Below are 14,135 nucleotides of genomic sequence, written 5' to 3' on the forward strand. Positions count from 1 at the left end.
GCCTACGCGGACAACCCCTGAAAGGCGGTCAGAACCATGCGCGAACACCAGACCTTCCAGCTGGGTGACTTCACCACCCAGCACGGCGCCACCCTGCGCGGCGCCCACCTCGCCTACACCACGTACGGCGAACTCAACGCCGACAAGTCCAACGTGATCGTCTACCCCACCTGGTATTCCGGCCGGCACTGGGACAACGAGTGGCTCATCGGCTCCGGCATGGCCCTGGACCCGGGGCAGTACTTCGTCATCGTCCCGAACATGCTCGGCAACGGGCTGTCCTCGTCGCCGAGCAACACCCCGCCGCCGTACGACCGCGCCCGCTTCCCGCGCGTCACGGTGTACGACCAGATCGAGGCCCAGCACAAGCTGGTCACCGAGGAGTTCGGCATCGAGCGGATCGCGCTCGTGACCGGCTGGTCGATGGGCGCGGGGCAGACCTTCCAGTGGGCCGTCAGCCATCCGGAGATGGTCGAGCGGATCGCCCCCTTCTGCGGCTCCCCGCGCACCAGTCTCCACAACAAGGTCTTCCTCGAGGGCGTCAAGGCCGCGCTGACCGCCGACGCGGTCTACAACGGCGGCTGGTACGACGAGGACAAGTGGCCGACCACCGGACTGCGCGCGCTCGCCCGGGTGTACGCGGGATGGGGCTTCTCGCAGGCGTTCTACTGGGAGAAGGAGTACGAGAAGCTCGGCTACACCTCCCTGGAGGACTTCCTGGTCGGCTTCTGGGAGGGCTTCTTCCTCGACGGCCGCGACCCGAACAACCTGCTCAGCATGCTGTGGACGTGGCAGAACGGCGACGTCGGCCTCACCCCCGGCTTCGACGGGAACACGGAGGCGGCGCTGGGCTCCATCAGGGCGACCACGCTCGACATGCCCGCCGAGAAGGACCTCTACTTCCCTCCGGAGGACGAGGCCTGGGCCGTCAGCCACATCCCGGGCGCCGAACTGCGCGTGATCCCCGGCATCTGGGGCCACTTCGCCGGCGGCGGCAGCAGCCCCAAGGACACCGAGTTCATCGACACCGGTATCAGGGAACTGCTGGCCAAGCCGGGCGGGTTGGCGTAGCCGTGAAGGGCAGACTGCCGCACGAGGTCAGCGCCTCGATCGTCGCCTTCGCCACGGTCCTCCTGCTCCTGAGCCCGCTCCACATGCCGACCTGGGCGATCTTCATCACCTGGGCCGGAACGTTTCTGCAGGGCGGTCCGAGCATCGCCAACGCCATCTCCATGATCACCGCCACCACCACAGGCGCCGGATTCGCGGTCGTGGCCGTGTTGCTCAACCGGGAGACGGGCACGATGTTCGGCACCGGGGAGTTCGCCCGGACCCTGGCGCTCGGCGTGGTGATCTTCTTCGTCAACGGCACCCTGCTGGCGACCGGCAGGCTGAAGCCGTTCGCTCTCATCCCGGGGATGTTCTTCGGCTTCGCGTCGACCTTCGCCACGTACTTCGGCGGGTTCGGCTATGACGCGGGGAATCTGGGCGCCGCCTTCGTCAGCGCCGCCGGGATGTGCGCCCTCGGACCGCTGTGCGCCGTCCTGGGACTGCGCCTGATGTTCGCGCCGACGGCCGCACCCGAGCAGGAGCAGGAGCGGGAGCAGCAGCGCGAGTCCGAGGAGGTGACGGCCCGTCCGCCCACGCCCTCACCCTCCTGACGTGTCCAGCTCCGCGTCCTCGCTCACGCCCGCGCAGTCGTACGGGTCCTTGAGCCAGCCGTCCGGCAGCACCACGCGGTTGTTGCCGGAGGTGCGGCCGCGGGGGCCGTCGGCTCCCGTCGGCCAGGGCTGGTCGAGGTCCAGCTCGTCCAGGCCGCCGCGCAGTGCGTCGAGCGAGGACGTGATCGCGAGGCGCTTGCGCATCTCCGAGCCGACGGCGAAGCCCTTGAGGTACCAGGCGACGTGCTTGCGGAAGTCGATGACGCCGCGGGACTCGTCGCCGAGCCACTCCCCGAGGAGGGTGGCGTGGCGGACCATGACGTCGGCCACCTCCCGGAGGGTGGGGCGCCTGAAGTCCGAGCGGCCCTCGAAGGCCGCGACCAGATCCGCGAACAGCCACGGGCGGCCCAGGCAGCCGCGGCCGACGACCACTCCGTCGCAGCCCGTCTCGCGGACCATCCGCAGGGCGTCCTCCGCCGACCAGATGTCGCCGTTTCCGAGGACTGGGATCTCGGGCACGTGCTCCTTCAGGCGGGCGATGGCGTCCCAGTCGGCCGTGCCGCCGTAGTGCTGGGCAGCCGTGCGGCCGTGGAGGGCGATGGACGTCACACCCTCCTCGACGGCGATGCGGCCGGCGTCGAGGTAGGTGATGTGGTCGTCGTCGATGCCCTTGCGCATCTTCATGGTGACGGGGAGGTCACCGGCCCCGGACACGGCCTCGCGGAGGATCGCGCGGAGGAGGTGGCGCTTGTACGGGAGGGCCGAGCCGCCGCCCTTGCGGGTCACCTTCGGCACCGGGCAGCCGAAGTTGAGGTCGATGTGGTCGGCGAGGTCCTCCTCCGCGATCATGCGGACGGCCTTGCCGACGGTCACCGGGTCCACGCCGTACAGCTGGATCGAGCGCGGGGTCTCCGACGCGGAGAATGTGATCAGCTGCATGGTTTTATCGTTGCGCTCGACCAAGGCCCGGGTCGTGATCATCTCGCTGACGTACAGGCCCTTGCCCGCGCTGGCTGTACCCATTGGGTCGCCTCCGGCGAAGGACCGGCACAGCGTGCGGAAGGGCGCGTTCGTGATGCCGGCCATGGGGGCGAGCACGACGGGGGGCTGGACGGTGTGCGGGCCGATCCGGAGGGGACCCGTGGGGGCGACGGTGGGCGTGGACATTCCCCCATTGTCACGCACTCCGGCCACCGGCTCCATTCATTAGTTAGGCGCACTATTGAATCTGGCGTACGATGGAACGCATGCCCGAGCTCAGCCACCGCCGACGACTGCTGGTGCTCGCGATCTGCTGTATGAGCCTGCTGATCGTGAGCCTCGACAACACGGTTCTGAACGTCGCGCTGCCGTCGATGGAACGGGATCTGGGCGCGAGCGTGTCCGGGCTGCAGTGGACGATCGACGCGTACACACTCGTCCTCGCCTCGCTCCTGATGCTCTCGGGGGCGACCGCGGACCGCGTCGGCCGCAAGCGCGTCTTCATGGCCGGGCTGGTCGTCTTCACCATCGGCTCGGCGCTGTGCTCCCTCGCCCCGAACCTGGACGCGCTCATCGCCTTCCGGATGGTGCAGGCGGTGGGCGGCTCGATGCTGAACCCGGTCGCGATGTCGATCATCACCAACACCTTCACCGCCCCGCGTGAGCGTGCCCGCGCGATCGGTGTGTGGGGCGCCGTCGTCGGCATATCGATGGCCGCCGGTCCGCTGGTCGGCGGGCTGCTCGTGGAGTCGGTCGGCTGGCGCGCGATCTTCTGGCTCAACATCCCCGTGGGCCTGGCCGCGCTCCTGCTCACCCTGCGCTTCGTCCCCGAGTCCCGCGCCCCGAAGGCCCGCCGCCCCGACCCGGTCGGGCAGGTCCTGGTGATGGCCCTGTTCGGCTCCCTGACGTACGCGATCATCGAGGCGCCGAACTCCGGGCTCGCCCACGTCGCCCCCTTCGCGGCCATCGCGCTCGCCGCGCTGCTCGGCGTCCTCTGGTACGAGCCGCGCCGGGACGAACCCCTCATCGAGCTGCGGTTCTTCCGGTCGGCACCGTTCAGCGGGGCGACCGTGATAGCCATCGGGGCGTTCGCGGCGCTCGGCGGGTTCCTCTTCCTCTCGACGCTGTACCTGCAGAACGTGCGCGGTCTGGACGCCCTGCACGCGGGGCTGTGGATGCTGCCGATGGCGGTGCCGACCTTCCTCTGCGCGCCACTGTCCGGTCGGCTGGTCGGCAGCCGGGGGCCACGGCTGCCGCTGCTGGTGGCCGGATGCGCGATGACCGCGAGCGGTGTGCTCTTCGCCGTCTTCGAGGCCGAGACGTCGAACACCACGCTCTTCCTCGGGTTCCTGCTGTTCGGCATCGGCTTCGGCTTCGTCAACTCCCCCATCACCAACACCGCCGTCTCCGGCATGCCCCGCACCCAGGCGGGTGTCGCCGCCGCCGTGGCCTCCACCAGCCGGCAGGTCGGTCAGACGCTGGGGGTCGCGGTGATCGGCGCGGTGCTGGCGGCGGGCGTGAGTGCGTCGTCGTACCGGGACACCTTCGTCTCGGCCGCCCGGCCCGGCTGGTGGATCATCGCGGGCTGCGGCCTCGCGGTGCTGGTCCTGGGCGTGCTCACGACGGGCCCGTGGGCCCGCCGGACGGCCGAGCACACGGCCGAACGGCTTCAGGCGGCCGAGGTCCGCGACGCCGCCGGAGTCGTCTCCTAGCTGCTTCTCCTAGCTGTTTGTCCTAGCTGCTTGTCCTAGCTGCTCGGGACCGGGCTGAGGCCGGAGGCGTCGGCGGGCTCGCCCACCAGGGCCTCGCGGGCGCGGGCCGCGCCCGTGTGGGCCCGGATCCGCTGGTCGGTCTCGCCGGTGGCGGCCGCGACCGTCGCGGCGGTGGTGTGGTGGTCGAGGGCCTCGTCATGCCTGCCGCCGGCGTGGAGTGCCTCGGCGAGGCCGTTGAGCGCCGAGGCCTCGCCGTAGCGTTCGCCGTTCTCACGGAACAGGTCGAGGGCGCGCCGCTGGTGGGCGGCGGCCTGCTCCTCCTCGCCCTGCCGCAGCCGTACGTCACCGAGCCCGGACAACGCGTACGCCTCGCCGCCGGCGTGTCCGAGCTGCCGGAACAGGGCGAGGGCCTGCCGCTGGTGGACGACCGCCTCCTCGTACTCGCCGAGGCGCAGACAGGCGTTGCCGAGGTGGGTGAGGGTGCGGGCGCGGCCGATCCGGTCGCCGGTCTGCTCGTGCAGGGCGAGGGCCCGCCGCTGGTGCGCGGCGGCCTGCTCCTCCTCGCCCAGGCGCAGACAGACGTTGCCGAGGTTGGTGAGGGTGCGGGCCTGGCCGACCCGGTCGCCGGTCTCCCCGTACAGGACGAGGGCCCGCCGGTGATCCCGGGCGGCCTCGCGGAGGTTGCCCAGCCGCCAGTGGACGTTGCCGAGGTTGGACAGGGTCCTGGCCTGTCCGGCGCGGTCGCCCGTCGTACGGTGCAGGGCCAGGGCGCGTACGAGGTGGTCGGCGGCCGAGGCGGCGTCGGCGAGCCGCCAGTGCACGACGCCGAGGTTGGTCAGGGCGTGGGCCTGTCCCCCGAGGTCACCGGACGTCGCGGCGGCGCGCAGGGCGTTGCGGTGGATCTCCAGGGCCTCCGTGTGGTGCCCGGCGTCCAGGTAGCGGAACAGCAGCGCGGCGAGCCGTACGGCGTGCCCCGGGCTGCCCCGGTCCGCGGCGACCGCGCAGATGGCGGCCAGCGTCGGGCGCTCCGCGTCGAGCCAGGCCCGCGCCGCCGCGGGGTCACGGAGGTCCGGCAGGACACCGGTCGTGGGCGTGGCTTCGGGCCTGTGATGCCGCTCGGCGGGATAGAGCACGTCCATGGCGGCGGCGGCCGCGCCCAGGTAGTGGTCGAAGAGCCGGACCAGGGCGGCTTGGCGCTCGGCCTGCGAGTCGTGCGTACGGGACAGCCGGTCCGCGTAGGCCCGCAGCAGGTCGTGCGTGCCGAACCGTCCGGGCCGGACGTGCTGGAGGAGATGGGCGCGGGCCAGGAGGTCGAGGGTGCGGTGGGCGGTGCGCAGGGGGTCGTGCGAGGGATCTGGCAAGAGGTCGTGCGCGGGGTCACGCAGAGGTTCGTCGAGGGTGGGGTGGGCGGTCGGGAGGTGGCTGTCGGGGGCGGATGTCAGCGCCGCGACCGCGTACGCGTCGGCATCGGGACCGGGATGCAGGCTCAGCAGCCGGAAGGTGCGGGCGGCCGGTGCCGGAAGGCGTTGGCAGGACCAGGAGAAGACCGCCTCCACGGCCGCGCGGCGGTCGCCGCCCGCGTCGAGGAGGTCGAGGCGCCGCTGCTGGTCGGCCAGTTCCGCGACCAGCTCGGCGAGCGCCAGGGACGGGCGGGCACCGGCGAGTTCGGCGGCGATGCGCAGCGCCAGCGGTAATCGTGCGCACTGCTCGGCGAGGGCGGCGGTCGCGGCCGGCTCGGATGTGGCGCGCGGGCCGACGAGCGTCCTCAGCAGGGCGACCGCCTCGGGCAGCGGGAGCGGGGACAGGGTGACGCGGCGGGCGCCGTTCAGCGCCACGAGGCCGGCCAGGCTGTTGCGGCTGGTGACCACGACGGCGCAGGACGACGAGCCGGGCAGCAGCGGGCGGACCTGTTCCTCGGACAGGGCGTTGTCCAGGACCACCAGCATCCGGCGGCCCGCCGTCTCGCTCCGGAACCGGCTCGCGCGCTCGTCCACGTCGAGCGGGATCGCGTCGCCGGGCACCCCGAGCACGGTGAGGAACCGGGTGAGGGCGTCGCCGGGCGGCATGGGCCGGTCCGGGTCGTAGCCGCGGAGGTTGACGTAGAGCTGGCCGTCGGGGAACCGGCGGCGCGTCCGATGGGCCCAGTGGACGGCCAACGCGGTCTTCCCCACCCCGGCCGTACCGGAGACCACCGTGACGGCCACGGCCGTGGGACCGACCTCGGTGCCGGTCAGCAGCCGGTCGAGTGCCGCCAGCTCCGCGTCCCGGCCCGAGAAGTCGGCCACGTCGGCGGGCAACTGCGCGGGGAGCGGGACGGCCGTGGGAGCGGGGTCCGGTCTTCGGTCAGGGGTGTGCCCACCGGCGGACGCGGACGTAGTCGAAGGCGCGGTCGTGGTCGCCGTCGCGGTCGCGGTCGCGGTCGCGGTCGTGGTCGTGGTCGTGGTCGCGGCGGGTACGGGGTGCCCGCGCAGCAACGCCGCGTAGGCGCCGGACAGTTCGGGACCGGGGTCCACGCCGAGTTCGTCGGCCAGGCGGCGACGGCAGCGGCGGTACACGGCGACCGCCCGGTCCCGGCGCCCGACGGCCTCGTACGCCCGGATGAGCCGGGCCTGGGCGTCCTCGTCCAGCGGCTGGGCCACCGCGGCCTCCTCCAGGACGGGCAGGACGTCGGCGCCCCTGCCCGCCGCGAGCATGACGTCGCCGTACTGGGCGACCGTGCCGCGGCGCTCCCCCGCCAGGGCGACCACCGTCGGGTGCGCGGCGAGGAACGGCAGGTCGGCGAGCGGTGGTTGCTGCCACAGGGCGAGCGCGTCGGCGAGCAGTGCCGTGGCCCGCTCCTGGTCGCCGCCCCGCCGCGCGGTCTCCGCCGAGGCGACCAGGTCGCGGAAGCGCAGCAGGTCGATGGCGTCGTACGGGACGCGCAGCGCGTACCCGTCACCGAGCCGGGGCAGCACCGCGCTCGGGGCGCGGGGCGGCCTGCTGGGCTCCAACAGGCGGCGCAGGTGCTTGATGTGCGTCTGGATGACGTTCGCCGCGCTCGCCGGGGGCCGCTCGCCCCACAGGGCGTCCGCGAGCCCGGAGAACGGCAGTCGCTGTCCGCGGGCCACGGCCAGCAGGGCCAGGACCGCACGGCGCTGGGGTGAGCCGAGGTCGAGGCGTACACCGTCGCGCCGGACGTCGACCGGCCCGAGTACGTGGATGCGCATGAGGCCCCCTGGTCCGCCGTTTTTCACATTTCCCCCACCGATTGCCCTTTCTTTACCTCGGTCGACGACACATGCGGAAGGCGCATTCCGGCCCTGGCCGGACACCGGTCGGTCCCCACAGCCGCCACTTCCATTCGCCGATGGCGCCCACGGCGGATGTGCTCATGCCACAGTTTTCTTCACCCGATTTCTTCCCGATGCGCGGAGAGCTGTCCGATGCGCGGATCAGACAGCCGCCGCCGTCTCCCGATCCAGCACGATCGTGTGCAGCTTCTCCAGCCGCTCGCGCGACTCCGCGTCGGCCGGGGCGTACGTCACCAACCGCGGTCCGTTGTGCGGGCTGAGCCAGAGGTCGGTGTGGTCCAGGGTGAGCGGGCCGACGTGGGCGTTCACGAACTGCTTGCGCTTGCTGTGGGCACCCACGACCTCGTGGCGGTCCCAGGCCTCGCGGAACTCGGCGGACTCCGTCCGCAGCCGCTTCAACAGCGTCTTCCACGCGGGGTCGGCGAGGTTGCCGGCCATGGCGGCGCGCAGCTTGGCGGCCATGAGCCGGGTGGTCTCCTCCAGGTGCACGATCGACGAGCGCCACTCCTCGTGGGTGTAGGCGAGGACGATGCAGTTCAGGTCCTCGGGCGGCACCGTGGCGAGGTCGCAGAGCAGCAGGCCGTACGTGCGGTTGTACGCGAGGATGTCGTACCGGCTGTTCTGCAGGCAGGCCGGGAACGGCTCCAGCTGTTCGAGGATCGCCCGCTGTGCCGGGGTGACCGACGAGCAGTTCCTGCCCGGCGAGGGGTCGACGGCCCCGGCCAGGTTGAACAGGTGCTCACGCTCGATGGAGTCGAGGAGCAGGGTGCGGGCGAGGGCGTCGAGGACCTGCACGGAGACCTGGATGTCCCGGGCCTGTTCGAGCCAGGTGTACCAGGTGACGCCCACCGCGGAGAGCTGCGCGACCTCCTCGCGGCGCAGTCCGGGTGTACGACGACGGCGCCCGCGCGGCAGACCGACCTGCTCGGGCGTGACGTGCTCGCGGCGGTGGCGCAGGAACGCGGCGAGTTCGTGGCGGCGGAACGCCGACTCCTGTGCCGCACGCGGCCGCGCCGTCGCCGGCTCCTCCCCCCACTGGGGTTGTGCCTCTGTCACCCGTACCGCCATGGTCGTCATGCCTCCAGCGTGCCGCCGTGCGGAACCTGTTGCCAGGTACTCCTTCTACCAGGATAAGGAGACTCTGGTACCAGGCTCAGAGGTGTACGAACCTGCTCTACGTGACCGATACGAAATCCATCACCACCACACCCGTCCGCGCCCCGACCGCCCCGACCGCTCCGACCGCCTCGCCGTCCGTGCTCAGCGGCCTCGGGCTCTTCACGGTCCTGCTGGGCGCGGCACTCCCGCTCATCGACTTCTTCATCGTCAACGTGGCCCTGCCGACGATCGGCCACGACCTCGCCGCGAGCGAGACGGTCCTGGAACTCGTCGTCGCCGGGTACGGACTCGCGTACGCCGTCCTGCTGGTGCTCGGCGGCCGTCTCGGCGACCTCTTCGGCCGGCGCCGGCTCTTCCTGTGGGGCATGGCCGCCTTCGGGCTGACCTCACTGGCGTGCGGGCTCGCCCCGGACGCATGGTCGCTGGTGGCGGCACGGGTCGCGCAGGGCGCGGCGGCGGCCGCGATGCTGCCGCAGGTGCTCGCCACCATCCAGGCGACGACCTCCGGCCCGCAGCGGGCTCGCGCGATGAGCCTGTACGGCGCGACGGCCGGGCTCTCCATGGTGGCCGGGCAGATCCTCGGCGGCGTCCTGGTGGCGGCCGACATCGCGGGCACCGGCTGGCGGTCGGTGTTCCTGGTGAACGTGCCCGTCGTCGTGGTCGGCCTGGTCCTGGCCGCGCGTGCCGTACCCGAGACCCGCTCGTCGCGCCCGGAGCCCGTGGACGGCCCCGGCACGGTCCTGCTGGCCGTGTCCCTGCTGACCCTGCTCGCGCCGCTCACCGAGGGGCGGGCGGCGGGCTGGCCGCTGTGGACCTGGCTGGCGCTGGCCGCCTTCCCGTTCGCGGCCCTCGCCTTCTACCTGGTCGAGCGCCGGGAGGACCGCCTGGGCCGCACCCCCCTCGTACCGCCGAGCCTCTTCGCCCTCACCTCCCTGCGCCGGGGCCTGATCATGATCGTGCCGTTCTCGATCGGCTTCAGCGGCTTCATGTTCGTGATCGCGGTGGCGCTGCAGCAGGGTGCGCGGCTGGGGCCCGTCGAGGCCGGTCTCACCCTCTCCCCCATGGCGGTGTCGTTCTTCCTCGTCTCGCTGGCGGGTCCGCGGCTGGTCTCCCGGTACGGCACCCGCGTGGTGACCGTGGGCGGGCTGATCCAGGCGGTGGGCGTGGCGCTGATGGCGTTCGCCGCGTGGCGCACCTGGCCCGACCTGACCTGGCTGCCGCTCCTGCCCGGCATGACGATCGCGGGCGCCGGCCAGGCCCTCCAACTCCCCATCGTCCTCCGGCTCATCCTCTCCGAGGTCCCGCCGACACGGGCCGGCGTCGGCAGCGGCGTCATGGTCACCACCCAGCAGTCGGCCCTCGCCCTGGGCGTGGCCACCCTGGGCACGCTCTTCCTCTCCCTGATCCCGGGAATGGGCATGGGCAACGCCCTGGTGACGACCCTCCTGGTCCAACTGGCCGGCATCGCCCTGACGGTGGCCCTGAGCCTGCGGCTGCCGAGGACCATCAGCTAGCCCCCTGAACCCCCACCACAAGCAGCACTGAGTTCGAACTCACCGCCGGGAGACCTCCCGTTGATGTTGGTCTTGCTGCACACTCCTTGCGGCACAAGCAAACAGAACGCTCAACCACCCCTGGAGTACCGAGCGTCGCCAGGAGGCGTCATGCTGGAGATCAACACGAGCAAGGTGACCCGCTGGGACCAGCACGGGCGCGAACACACCGTCCGCGTCGAACGCGCGGGCGTACAGCGCACGATCAAATGCGACACGTGCGGCTGGCGGAAGGGCGCCCAGTTCCTGCCGTGGCTGAAGGCGGAGGAGCACCTCGCCGAGGAGCACCAGGCGACGGTGGACCCGAAGTCGGAGTGAGTCAGCGGAGCGCGCCGTACCGCTCGTCGAGCGCGGCGGCGACCCGCTCCATCACCCGCTGCCAGTGGGCCCGTTGACGCTCGCGCTCCTCGGCGCTCGCCATCCGCTCCTGGTGGAAGCGGAGCACGGTCCGGTCTCCGGCGGCGGCGGTGAGGGCGACCTGGACGGTGGTGGGGCCGTACGTGACGCGGATGCGGTCGCCGGGCCGGTAGCCGCGCACCTCGCCGCCCACGCCGGCGTCGGTCTCGTACGGGCTGCCGGCCTCGGGCGCGAGCTCGGCGCCGGGCCCGAGCCACAGTGCCAGTCCCTCTGTCCCGCTGATGAACTCCCATACGGCGGGCAGGGGTTGAGGAAGGGTTCGGGAGACACCGATCTGCCATCCGGCGTCCCTGGTGAGTCCGGTGGGCATGACGATCACCCTTCCTGGAGTTCTTTCCGGTGTTTTTCCTGGAGCTCTCCGCGGAGCTCTTCCGGAGGCCCGGGCTCGTCCCCGCTCCTACGGGCGCGCAGGGCCCGGACCTTGTGGAGGTTGCCGCAGTGCTCCATGGAGCACCAGCGGCGCCGGCCGGGCCGGGAGGTGTCGACGTAGACGAGGTAACAGCGCTCGCCGGAGCACATCCGGACGCGCCCGGCGTACGGCCCGGTCAACAGCTCGACGGCATCGCGGGCGACCGTGGAGAGGAGCTGGGCCCCGCTCGCCACTCCCGCCCACTCGCGCCGATCACCGCCGCCATCTCCGCCTCCCTCTCCGTCTCCGTGGCCCCCGATCGCGGGGACCAGCGGCGGATGCGCGGCGGCCTCGTTGATGACGTCGAGATCCTCACGGCCTCCGCCCGCCACCCCGAACTCGGGCAGCCCACCGCAGACACGCGCGACGGCGACACGGAACAGCGCGTCCCGGACCCGGCGGGCGTACCCCACGTCCTGCTCCGTGACATCGAGTGCGGGCGTCGGCGTGAGCCGCGACCGCCCGGCCCAGGTGACCAGATCCGCGGGCTCGTGGAGCACTTCGAACCTGCGGAAGGCCCCGGGCCCTCCGGTGACGAGCAGTTCGAGGCAGAGGGCACCGGGGTCGAACCGGTACGAGGCCCCGGAGTGGGACCGCAGCACCATCCCGGACACGCGCGACACCCCCGTTCTGTGGACGACCGACCCGTGTAACCAATATAACCAGTTACATGAGAGCTGCTCTGAACTGGAAACTGGTCATCGACACCCGGGACGCCCAGACCCTGGCGGACTTCTGGGCCTCGGCGCTGCGGTACGAGGTGGAGGACCCGACCGCGCTCATCGACCACCTCCTGTCGACGGGCGACCTCCCCGAGGCGGCGGTCGCCGAGCACGCCGGCCACCGCGTCTTCCGGGGCTACGCCGCCGTACGCCATCCCGAGGACCCGTACGACCCGTTCACCGGCATCGGCAAGGGCCGTCGCCTGCTGTTCCAGGACGTCCCGGAGTCGAAGACGGTGAAGAACCGCCTCCACATCGACGTCCACTCCGAACCGGGCGGCCTCGACGAGCTGGTCTCCCACCTGGAATCCCTGGGCGCGGCCCGTGTGAACGAAGTGAACAAGGGACCGGCGGGCCACTGGTGGGTGATGCGGGACCCCGAGGGCAACGAGTTCTGCGTGGCGTGACGCCGGGGCGCCGGGCGTCAGGGCGCCGGGTTCACAGGCCTCGTCTGGGCCCCGTCAGGCCCTGAGGCCCCGCAGCAGCAGGTCCACCACGGCGCGGAAGTCGCCCTCGACGCCGGGCTGTTCCCACTCGGGGGCGTAGCGCGGGTCGTGGAAGCGGCGCGAGGCGTGGAAGAGGGCGCGGGCGGTGGCCTCCGGGTCGTCGGCGGTGAAGGCGCCGGCGTCGACGCCCGCCTCGACGATCCGCCTCAGCTGGCCGATCAGGTCGGCGAGGTGCTCGCCGACGGCGTCGCCGTTCTCGCCGGTCAGCGCCATGTACGTGGCGAAGAGCTCGGGGTCGTCGCCCGCCTTGCGGCGCTTGGCCGCGAACAGGGCCGAGAACCAGTCGCGCAGCCGCGCCTCGGGGTCCCGGTCCTCGGCGACTATGCCCAAGAGGGACTCGGACGTGCGGTCCAGCCACCGCTTCGTCACTGCCTCCCGCAGCGCCGCCTTCGTACGGAAGTGCCGGTAGACACTGCCGTGGCTGACCCCGAGCGCGCGCGCCACGTCCACCACGGTCGCCTTGGCGGGGCCGTGGCGGCGCAGCACCTCCTCGGTCGCTTCGAGGATGCGCTCGGCGGTCAGGATCTGCGAGGTCGGGGCCATGAGGGAGACCGTACCCAAAGGGGCGATCAGCGCTCGCTGTCGAGGTGTGCCATCTGAGCCGCCGCATAGCGGTCGCCCGCGGCGGCACCGGCCGGCACGGCGTCCTCGACGGCCGCCAGGTCGGCCTCGTCCAGGGTGACGTCCAGGGCACCCAGCGCCTCGGTCAGCCGGTCGCGGCTGCGGGCGCCGACCAGCGGCACGATGTCGTTGCCCCGCGACAGCACCCAAGCGATCGCGATCTGGGCGACGCTCACGCCCTTCTGCTCGGCGATCTTCCGCAGCGCCTCGACGAGGGTGAGGTTGTGCTGGAGGTTCTCGCCCTGGAAGCGGGGTGAGTGCGCCCGGAAGTCGTGGGCGGCGAGCTGCCGGTCCTGGGTGTAGTGCCCGGAGATCAGACCGCGGGACAGCACCCCGTACGCCGTGATGCCGATGCCCAGCTCTCGCGTCGTGGGCAGGATCCTGTCCTCGATGCCGCGCGAGATGAGCGAGTACTCGATCTGGAGGTCCACGATCGGGGCCGTGGCGGCGGCGCGCCGGATCGTCTCCGCGCCGGCCTCGCTGAGCCCGATGTGCCGTACGTATCCCTTCTCCACCAGCTCCGCGATCGCGCCGACCGTCTCCTCGATCGGCACGTCGGGGTCGACCCGGGCGATCCGGTAGACGTCGATGTGGTCCACGCCGAGGCGCTGGAGCGAGTAGGAGGCGAAGTTCTTGACCGCGGCAGGCCGGCCGTCGTATCCGGCCCACGCCCCGTCCGGACCGCGCAGGGCCCCGAACTTGACGCTGGTGAGCGCCTGTTCGCGGCGCGCCGCGGGGGCGGAGCGCAGGGCCTCGCCGATCAGCATCTCGTTGTGGCCCATGCCGTAGAAGTCGCCCGTGTCGAGCAGGGTCACGCCCGCTTCGAGCGCGGCGTGGATCGTCGCGATGGACTCGGTCCGGTCCGCGTGGCCGTACAGCGCGGACATGCCCATGCAGCCGAGGCCGAGAGCGGAGACCTGGGGGCCGGTGGTACCGAGGGGGCGGGTTTGCATGAGAGCTCCTTGGGTTCCCGTGAGCCGTGGGGCCGCGGCATGCGAGGACCCCACGGATGACGTACATCCAGCCTGACATGACAGCTGACAGATTTCAATATCTGTCAGCTGTCAGCTGTCACCTGGCACGCGTCAGCAGCCGCCGACGCCCCGGAACCGACTCCGTTGGACACCCATGATCACCACCCGGA

General features: G+C 72.0%; 13 protein-coding genes. 6 read left to right on the forward strand and 7 right to left on the reverse strand.

Annotated elements, in window-relative coordinates; all coding sequences use genetic code 11:
* The first annotated feature begins 36 nt into the window (after positions 1-36).
* Both AB0959_RS07590 and AB0959_RS07595 read left to right on the forward strand, forming a co-directional pair.
* Complete coding sequence (locus AB0959_RS07590; RefSeq protein WP_366825373.1) at positions 37-1,071, forward strand: alpha/beta fold hydrolase; 1,035 nt, start codon at positions 37-39, stop codon at positions 1,069-1,071.
* A gap of 2 nt (positions 1,072-1,073) precedes the next feature.
* Positions 1,074-1,661, forward strand: coding sequence for a DUF1097 domain-containing protein (locus AB0959_RS07595; RefSeq protein WP_366825374.1), 588 nt, complete (start codon positions 1,074-1,076; stop codon positions 1,659-1,661).
* Here the strand turns inward: AB0959_RS07595 and dusB are convergent.
* The gene (dusB, locus tag AB0959_RS07600) at positions 1,650-2,828 is read right to left on the reverse strand and encodes a tRNA dihydrouridine synthase DusB (RefSeq protein ID WP_366825375.1); all 1,179 of its coding nucleotides are present in this window, start codon (positions 2,826-2,828) and stop codon (positions 1,650-1,652) included. The two genes, AB0959_RS07595 and dusB, sit on opposite strands and share 12 nt — an antisense overlap.
* An 80-nt stretch (positions 2,829-2,908) precedes the next feature.
* Between dusB and AB0959_RS07605 the strand changes: the two genes are divergently transcribed.
* Positions 2,909-4,354: an MFS transporter gene (locus tag AB0959_RS07605; protein WP_366825376.1), complete on the forward strand. Its 1,446-nt coding sequence runs from the start codon at positions 2,909-2,911 to the stop codon at positions 4,352-4,354.
* A gap of 35 nt (positions 4,355-4,389) precedes the next feature.
* Here AB0959_RS07605 and AB0959_RS07610 read toward each other — a convergent pair whose 3' ends face one another.
* Both AB0959_RS07610 and AB0959_RS07615 read right to left on the reverse strand, forming a co-directional pair.
* Positions 4,390-7,560 carry a tetratricopeptide repeat protein gene (locus AB0959_RS07610; protein ID WP_366825377.1) on the reverse strand — a complete coding sequence of 1,057 codons (3,171 nt, stop codon included), beginning with the start codon at positions 7,558-7,560 and terminating at the stop codon, positions 4,390-4,392.
* Between the two features lie 225 nt (positions 7,561-7,785).
* Positions 7,786-8,712: a helix-turn-helix transcriptional regulator gene (locus tag AB0959_RS07615; protein WP_366825492.1), complete on the reverse strand. Its 927-nt coding sequence runs from the start codon at positions 8,710-8,712 to the stop codon at positions 7,786-7,788.
* A 110-nt stretch (positions 8,713-8,822) separates the two neighbouring features.
* Between AB0959_RS07615 and AB0959_RS07620 the strand changes: the two genes are divergently transcribed.
* The gene (locus AB0959_RS07620; RefSeq protein WP_366825378.1) at positions 8,823-10,277 is read left to right on the forward strand and encodes an MFS transporter; all 1,455 of its coding nucleotides are present in this window, start codon (positions 8,823-8,825) and stop codon (positions 10,275-10,277) included.
* Positions 10,278-10,427: 150 nt separating this feature from the next.
* Complete coding sequence (locus AB0959_RS07625) at positions 10,428-10,634, forward strand: hypothetical protein (RefSeq protein WP_152775406.1); 207 nt, start codon at positions 10,428-10,430, stop codon at positions 10,632-10,634.
* Position 10,635: 1 nt separating this feature from the next.
* Here AB0959_RS07625 and AB0959_RS07630 read toward each other — a convergent pair whose 3' ends face one another.
* Both AB0959_RS07630 and AB0959_RS07635 read right to left on the reverse strand, forming a co-directional pair.
* Positions 10,636-11,043 (reverse strand): SRPBCC domain-containing protein, encoded by a 408-nt coding sequence (locus tag AB0959_RS07630; RefSeq protein ID WP_366825379.1) that lies wholly within the window; start codon positions 11,041-11,043, stop codon positions 10,636-10,638.
* 5 nt (positions 11,044-11,048) lie between these two features.
* On the reverse strand, positions 11,049-11,747 hold the full coding sequence (locus AB0959_RS07635) for an ABATE domain-containing protein (RefSeq protein WP_366825493.1): 699 nt from the start codon (positions 11,745-11,747) through the stop codon (positions 11,049-11,051).
* A 65-nt stretch (positions 11,748-11,812) separates the two neighbouring features.
* Between AB0959_RS07635 and AB0959_RS07640 the strand changes: the two genes are divergently transcribed.
* The gene (locus tag AB0959_RS07640) at positions 11,813-12,271 is read left to right on the forward strand and encodes a VOC family protein (RefSeq protein ID WP_366825380.1); all 459 of its coding nucleotides are present in this window, start codon (positions 11,813-11,815) and stop codon (positions 12,269-12,271) included.
* Positions 12,272-12,325: 54 nt separating this feature from the next.
* Here the strand turns inward: AB0959_RS07640 and AB0959_RS07645 are convergent, their stop codons facing one another.
* Both AB0959_RS07645 and AB0959_RS07650 read right to left on the reverse strand, forming a co-directional pair.
* On the reverse strand, positions 12,326-12,913 hold the full coding sequence (locus tag AB0959_RS07645) for a TetR family transcriptional regulator (RefSeq protein WP_366825381.1): 588 nt from the start codon (positions 12,911-12,913) through the stop codon (positions 12,326-12,328).
* Between the two features lie 26 nt (positions 12,914-12,939).
* Complete coding sequence (locus AB0959_RS07650) at positions 12,940-13,944, reverse strand: aldo/keto reductase (RefSeq protein WP_366825382.1); 1,005 nt, start codon at positions 13,942-13,944, stop codon at positions 12,940-12,942.
* Positions 13,945-14,135 lie beyond the last annotated feature (191 nt).

Origin of the sequence: Streptomyces sp. NPDC046862 (assembly GCF_040704615.1) — a bacterium.
GTDB lineage: Bacteria > Actinomycetota > Actinomycetes > Streptomycetales > Streptomycetaceae > Streptomyces.